This window comes from Phenylobacterium sp. (genome assembly GCF_036402295.1).
Lineage (GTDB): Bacteria > Pseudomonadota > Alphaproteobacteria > Caulobacterales > Caulobacteraceae > Phenylobacterium.
In genome coordinates this window covers 1-6231 of record NZ_DASWTE010000360.1, presented here as the reverse complement: position 1 = coordinate 6231, position 6231 = coordinate 1, and the positions used below count along the sequence as shown (strand labels likewise).

Annotated in this window: 6 protein-coding genes and 1 pseudogene; 4 read left to right on the top strand and 3 right to left on the bottom strand. The window is 71.2% G+C overall.

Going from position 1 to position 6231, the window contains the following annotated elements:
• Window positions 1–1331, top strand: a 1331-nt coding sequence (locus VGD44_RS21275) for a TonB-dependent receptor (RefSeq protein WP_331090384.1), incomplete at its 5' end; no start/stop codon positions are given.
• Between the two features lie 40 nt (window positions 1332–1371).
• Window positions 1372–1788 carry a hypothetical protein gene (locus VGD44_RS21270; RefSeq protein ID WP_331090383.1) on the top strand — a complete coding sequence of 139 codons (417 nt, stop codon included), beginning with the start codon at window positions 1372–1374 and terminating at the stop codon, window positions 1786–1788.
• On the opposite strand, the gene VGD44_RS21265 is transcribed toward VGD44_RS21270, so the two are convergent.
• The 3 genes from VGD44_RS21265 to VGD44_RS21255 form a co-directional block, all read right to left on the bottom strand.
• Window positions 1785–2600 carry an arylamine N-acetyltransferase family protein gene (locus VGD44_RS21265; RefSeq protein ID WP_331090382.1) on the bottom strand — a complete coding sequence of 272 codons (816 nt, stop codon included), beginning with the start codon at window positions 2598–2600 and terminating at the stop codon, window positions 1785–1787. The genes VGD44_RS21270 and VGD44_RS21265 overlap by 4 nt on opposite strands.
• A gap of 56 nt (window positions 2601–2656) precedes the next feature.
• Window positions 2657–3871, bottom strand: a complete 1215-nt coding sequence (locus tag VGD44_RS21260) for an LLM class flavin-dependent oxidoreductase (protein ID WP_331090381.1) — start codon at window positions 3869–3871, stop codon at window positions 2657–2659.
• Between the two features lie 84 nt (window positions 3872–3955).
• The gene (locus VGD44_RS21255; protein ID WP_331090380.1) at window positions 3956–4966 is read right to left on the bottom strand and encodes a DNA topoisomerase IB; all 1011 of its coding nucleotides are present in this window, start codon (window positions 4964–4966) and stop codon (window positions 3956–3958) included.
• Window positions 4967–5051: 85 nt separating this feature from the next.
• On the opposite strand from VGD44_RS21255, the gene rlmJ reads away from it, so the two are divergent.
• A complete protein-coding gene (gene rlmJ, locus VGD44_RS21250) occupies window positions 5052–5882 on the top strand; it encodes a 23S rRNA (adenine(2030)-N(6))-methyltransferase RlmJ (RefSeq protein WP_331090379.1) in 831 nt (276 codons plus the stop codon).
• Between the two features lie 72 nt (window positions 5883–5954).
• Window positions 5955–6231, top strand: a pseudogene (locus VGD44_RS21245) (hypothetical protein); the annotation flags it as partial.

The following is a 6231-nucleotide window of genomic DNA, read 5'->3' as shown; positions in this document are numbered from 1 at the left end:
CGGCCTTCCAGGTGAACCAGCAGGCGGGCCTGCGCGGCGCGCGCTCCAACACCTCCGGCGCCTCGGCGGCGGTCACCCTGGCGCAGCCGGCGGCGCAAGGCGTCGGTGGCTGGCGGCTGCAGGGCTGGGTGCGGGCCAGCGACCTGGAGAACAGCTCGGTGGCCGTGGCCGCCAACCGGGCCACGACGACGCCTGCCAACGACCAGTACGACACGCCAGCGACTGGCTACGGCTTCAACGCCGCCTGGCAGGGCGTCACCGGCGCCGTCGCCTGGGAGATCGGGGCCGACCTGCGCGCCGCCGACGGCAAGGAGCAGGAGCGGTTCCGCTTCATGAACGGCGTCTTCACCCGCGACCGGACGGCCGGCGGCGAGACGCTGGTCTACGGGGCCTATGCGGAGGCCGTGCTGGACGAAGGCCCCTGGCTGCTGACGGGCGGCGTGCGCCTCGACCGGTCGCGCGCCTTCAACGCCGTGCGCATCGAGCGCGACCGCCAGACCGGCGCGGTGTTGCTGAACCAGGGCGCGCCCGACCGCTCGGACACCACGCCGACGGGCCGTGTGGGCGTGCGCTACGAGGTGGCCGACGCCCTGTTCCTGCGCGCCGCAGCCTATGCGGGCTTCCGGCCGCCGACCCTGAACGAGCTGCACCGCCCGTTCCGGGTGGGCAACGACATCACCGAGGCCAACCCGACGCTGAAGCCCGAGACTCTGCAGGGGATCGAGGCGGGGCTGGCCGGCGAAGGGGCGGTGCGCTGGAGCGCCGGCGTCTTCTACAACCGGCTGAAGGACCCGATCGCCAACGTCACCATCGGCGTGGGCCCGGGCAACTTCCCGACTGCGGGCTTCGTGCCGGCCGGCGGCACGCTGCGCCAGCGGCAGAACGCGGGCGAGATCGAGGCCTGGGGCCTGGAGGGCGAGGCGTCCGGCGAGGCGACCGAGACCCTGCGCTGGCGGGCGGCGGCGGCCTATACCGACGCCGAAGTCGACGGCGGCGGCACGGCGCCTCAGCTCACCGGCCTGCGCCCGGCGCAGACGCCGAAGTGGACCGTGACCGGCGGCGCGAGCTTTCGCCCGGCCGAGGCGTTCGAGCTGTCGGCCGACCTGCGCTACGAGAGCGCGCGCTGGGAGGACGACCTCAACACCCGGCGCCTCTCGGCCGGGATCCAGGTGGACGCGCGGGCCAGTTGGCGGTTCGCGGGGAACCTCGAGGCGTTCGTCGCCGCCGAGAACCTCTTCGACGAGAAGGTGGAGGTGGGCGAGACGGCGGACGGCGTGGAAAGTTATTCGGCGCCGCAGACCATCCGCGTCGGGTTCACCTATCGCCAATAAAACCCAAGCTAGCATCGCGACTTCGACGGGGAGAGCTGTGATGCGTCCGATCGACTACGCCAAGGCGCTGGGCGCCGCCGTGCTGGCGCTTGCGCTGAACCTGCTGGTGACGACCGTGGTGATCGTCGTCTGGTCGGCCGTGGTGGAGCCTGGCCATCCACAGGCCTACTACAACGCCCTCGCGCCCAAGATCGGCGCCTGGAGCGGGCCGCCTGGCGGGGCGCTGCTGCTGTTCCTGGCGGCCTACGTGCTGGGCCGCCGACGCCCTGATCGCAACGCGTGGAAGTTCGCGGGCGTGATGTGGCTGTTCTACGCCCTGACGGATGTGGCGATCGCGCTGCCGATCGTGCCGCTGGCGAAGCTGCTGACCTTCCAGCTCGTCCTGTCGCTGCTGCTGGCGCTGGCTGGCGCGGCGCTGGGCGGGGTCGTGGCGGCGCGTCGCTCGCGTCCGGCCTAGGCCGGGGCCTTCGCGAACAGCTCGTCGTGGCGGGCGCAGACACGCTCCCAAATCGAGGCCGCCTCGGGGACGTCCAGTTCGAACTCGCGCTTCAGCACCGCCACGAAGTCGTCGGCCGTGTCGATCAGGCTGTCGTCCTTCACGCCCCCGCGGAGGCGGCGGAAGGCGCGGCCGCGGAGCAGCCGGATCTCGTCGCCGACGTGACGCTGGGCGACGGCGGTCATCACGAACACGGAGGCCGGCGAGGTCTGCAGCTCCAGGCACTTGGCCGATAGCAGCGCCGGGTCGGCGGGCTGCAGGCAGAAGTCGAAGTTGGGCGCGCCGCCGTGCGGATGGTTGTGCAGCCGCCACCAGCCGCCCTCCAGGCTCTGCAGGCGGTATTCGTAACCGTCCGAGACGATCGGGCCGTCCTTCAGCGGGAACGGGTCGCGCGAGCCGTCGCCAAAGCCCACGTCGGCGATCCAGAGGCCGTCGTCCAGTTCGACCAGCAGCACCAGGTGGTTGCCGAGCGCCTCGTCGCCGCGGACCATCCGGTGCACGCCGCCGGCCAGCCGCGTGACCTTGAAGCCCACCTCGTCGAGCACGGCGCCCAGCAGGCCGTTCATCTCGTAGCACCAGCCGCCGCGGCCGCGCCGGACGATCTTGTCGAACGCCTCGGCCGGGCTGGTGGTCAGCGGCCGGCCGAGCTGCACGTCGAGGTTCTCGTAGCTGATGGCGAACGAGTGGCCGCGGTGCAGGGCGCGCAGGGTGTCGAAATCCGGCCGCGGGACGCCCGCGAAGCCGATACGGTCGAGGTAGGCCTGAAGGTCCATGGCCTAGACGTAAGCGCCACGGCTGTGGTCCGGAAGGACCACTTCGCCGTCGCGATCTAGTCCGCCTTCTCCGGCGCCGCGGCGCCGCCGAGCATGGCGGCGAACTCGGGGCGGATGTCGCCGGCGCCCTTCTCGGCGATGTGCTGGGCGATGCGGGCGCCCATGGCGGCCATGACCTGGCCGGTGAACTCGGCCTTGTTCGAGCCCACCCAGTCCATGGAGGCCTGGCGGTTGGGGTTCAGGGCCTGGAAGTGCGGGGCGACGTAGCGGGCGATCAGCTCGTACGAGCGCTTCTTGGCCTCCCAGGTGGCCCAGTTGTGGTCCATCAAGAGGAACGCGCCGAAGCCGCCGCTTTCGTCGACCAGCTGCTGGATGCGCTGGACGGCGTCCTCGGGCGTGCCGATGACGGCGAGGCCCGTCTCGGTCATGGCCTTCACCGGATCTGGACCTTCGGGGACGATCGGCAGGTTGGCGATCTCGCGGAAGTAGTAGATCCACTTCTCGAGGCCGAACTTCACCTCCTCCATCGCCTGTTCGCGGGTGGGGGCGATGTGCATGGGGCCGACCAGCCGCCAGCGGCTGCGGTCCATGGACTTGCCGTGCTCGGCCGCCTGCTCCGTGGCGATGTGCCAGTTGGAGGCCAGCGCGTTGAAGCCCGCCTGGCTGGTGGCGCCGATCGAGAGCAGGCCCAGGCCGTTGCGGCCGGCCGCCCGCGCGCCGGTTGGCGACACCTGGCTCGCCACCGCCATCTCCACCGACGGCCGTGAGTAGGGGGTCATCTGCAGCCGCGCCTGGCGCAGCTCGAACCAGTCGGACTTGTGGGTGACTTCCTCGCCCTGCATGAGCCGCACGAGGACGTCGAGCGCCTCGTCCATGCGGTCGCGCTGCGCCTGGGGCGGGATGCCCATCATCATGGCGTCGGAGACAAGCGCGCCGGGGCCCACGCCGAACATCACTCGCCCGCGGGTCATGTGGTCGAGCTGGTTGATGCGGTCGGCCAGCATCATCGGATGGTGGTAGGGCAGGGACGCCACGCCGGTGCCCAGGCGGATGTGCTTGGTCCGCTCGGCGGCGGCGGCGATGAACACCTCGGGGCTGGCGATCAGCTCGTAGCCGGCCGAGTGGTGCTCGCCGATCCAGGCCTCCTCGAAGCCCAGGTTGTCCATGTGCTCGACCAGCTCCAGGTCGCGCTGGATGGCCAGGGTGGGGTTCTCATCCACCGGGTGGAAGGGCGCGATGAAGGCGCCGAAGCGCAGGCGGGGGCCAAGCATGGGATCCTCCGTGTGTGCGTTCGCCGCACCTTATCGGCGATCACCATAGCCTTGGCTGGTCGATGCGGCGAGATTGCCCCTGCGTCAGCGCGCGTCCTCGAGGAACCGCAGGACGGCGAGCTCGAAGGTGCGCTCGTTCTGGCGCGACGGCAGGTCGAGCTTGCCCTCGGCGTAGGCGTCCAGGATGGCGGGGTGGATGTAGGCGCTGCGGGCGACGGCGGCGGTGTTGCCCAGCAGGCCGGCGACGGCCTTCACGCAGGTGTTCACGTTGCGCTTGGCCGCCGTCAGGTCGGCGCATTCCGGCATGGTCAGGGCTCGCGCTGCCGCCACGGTCCCGGCCCAGGTGCGGAAGTCCTTGGCCGAGAAGTCCTCGCCCAGCGCGTCGCGGATGTAGGCGTTGACGTCGGCGCTCTCGACGGCGCGCCGCTGGCCCCCGTCGTCGAGGTACTGGAACAGTCGCTGGCCCGGCAGGTCCTGGCAGGCCTTCACGATGCGCGCGAGGCGGCGGTCGTTGAAGCCCGTGGTGTGGGGCTTGCCGCTCTTGCCGCGGAACTCGAACTTGGCCTTCGCGCCGCCGATCTTCACGTGACGGTCGCGCAGGGTGGTGAGGCCGAAGCTGCGGTTCGTCCGCGCATACTCCTCGTTGCCTACGCGGATCAGGGTGGCCTCCATCACCCGGATGACCGCGGCCAGCACCTTCTCGCGCGGCAGACCGCGGCAGGCGAGGTCCTCCTCGACGCGTCGGCGCAGGCGGGGCAGGGCGCGGCCGAAGGCGATCAGGCGGTCGTACTTGGAGCTGTCCCGGGTCTCCCGCCAGCGGGGGTGATAGCGGTACTGCTTGCGGCCCCGCTGGTCGCGGCCCACCGCCTGGATGTGGCCGTTGGCCTTGGGGCTGATCCAGACGTCGGTCCAGGCGGGCGGGATGACGAGTGCGCGGATGCGGTCGAGGGTCTTCTCGTCGGTGATGGGCTTGCCGTCGGCGTCCAGGTAGTTGAAGCCGTGGCCTCGTGCCTTCTTCCGCCGGATGCCGGGGTCCTGGTCGCTGACGTAGGACAGCCCCTGGGGCATCGTCTCGACGTCGTCTTGCCCACCCATGTCCCGCGGCATCTTCAGCCCTCTCACTGGCTGGGCGGCAACGTGGTATGGCCACGCCGGTTCCTCCTGCAGCCCCCGGATTCCCTTGAACTATCGCCACGCCTTCCACGCCGCGAACTTCGCCGACCTGGTGAAGCACGCCGGCCTCCTGCGGCTGCTGGCCGAGCTGACCAAGGGGGGCTCCCCGCCGCTCACCGTGATCGACACCCATGCCGGCCGCGGGCTCTACGACCTGGCGGGCGCCGAGTCGCGAAAGTCGGGCGAAGCGGACGCGGGCGTCGTCCAGCTCATGCGGGCGAAGGATGCGCCGTCGGACTTCGGGTCGCTCGTGCGGACCGTCGCGGCGTTGAACGCCGGCGGGGAGGTCCGCCGATATCCCGGCTCGCCCTGGCTGATCGCCGAGTCCCTGCGGCCGGGCGACCGCTATGTCGCCTGCGAGCTGCGCCAGGACGAGCACGAGGCGCTCCGCGTGGCGATGCGGGGGCGGGCGAACGTGCGGACCCTCAACGCCGACGGCTATGCGGCGGCGGTGTCGGAATGCCCGGCGCGGGGACGGGTGCTGGCGCTAATCGACCCACCGTTCGAGCAGCCGGGCGACTACGGGCGGATCGTCGAGACCCTGGCGGCGCTGCGGCGGAAGAACCGGACGGCCCAGGCGCTGGTCTGGCTGCCGATCAAGGACCTGGAGACGCTGGATTCCTTCCTGCGCGACCTGGAGGACGAGGTGGCGGCGCCGATGCTGGTGGCGGAGGCGCGGGTGAAGCCGCTGAGCGACCCGATGAAGATGAACGGGTGCGCCTTGGTGCTGGTCGACGGCCCGGACCTTGCCGCACCCCTTGCTGCGATCTGCGGCTGGGTCGCCCAGGCGCTGGGCAGCGGCGGCGCGGCGAAGGTCTACCGGCTTTCGCCACAATAATTTCGCACCTGCGAAGTCGATCTATGGGTTATGGTGCAGCGCACAATCTCGTGCCGCGCAGGAGTCTCCCCCATGGCGACCTTCGACCTTCCCGAACTGCCCGAGACCCGGGTGACCCCGCAGCTGATGCTGGGCGCCGCTTCGCCACTCTGGGCCTACTTCGGCGCTGCTGCCGCGGGCGGGGTGGCCTACTGGTGGATGACGCGCTGGACGCAGCCCGTGAACCTCGAGGCGCTGTTCGGCGCCAAGCCGGCCGCCACGCTGGCGCCCGTGATCGAGGCGGCGGCGGAACCCGTCGTCGAGGCGGCCGAAGCGGTCGCGGAAACAGCCGAGGCGGTGGTCGAAGCCA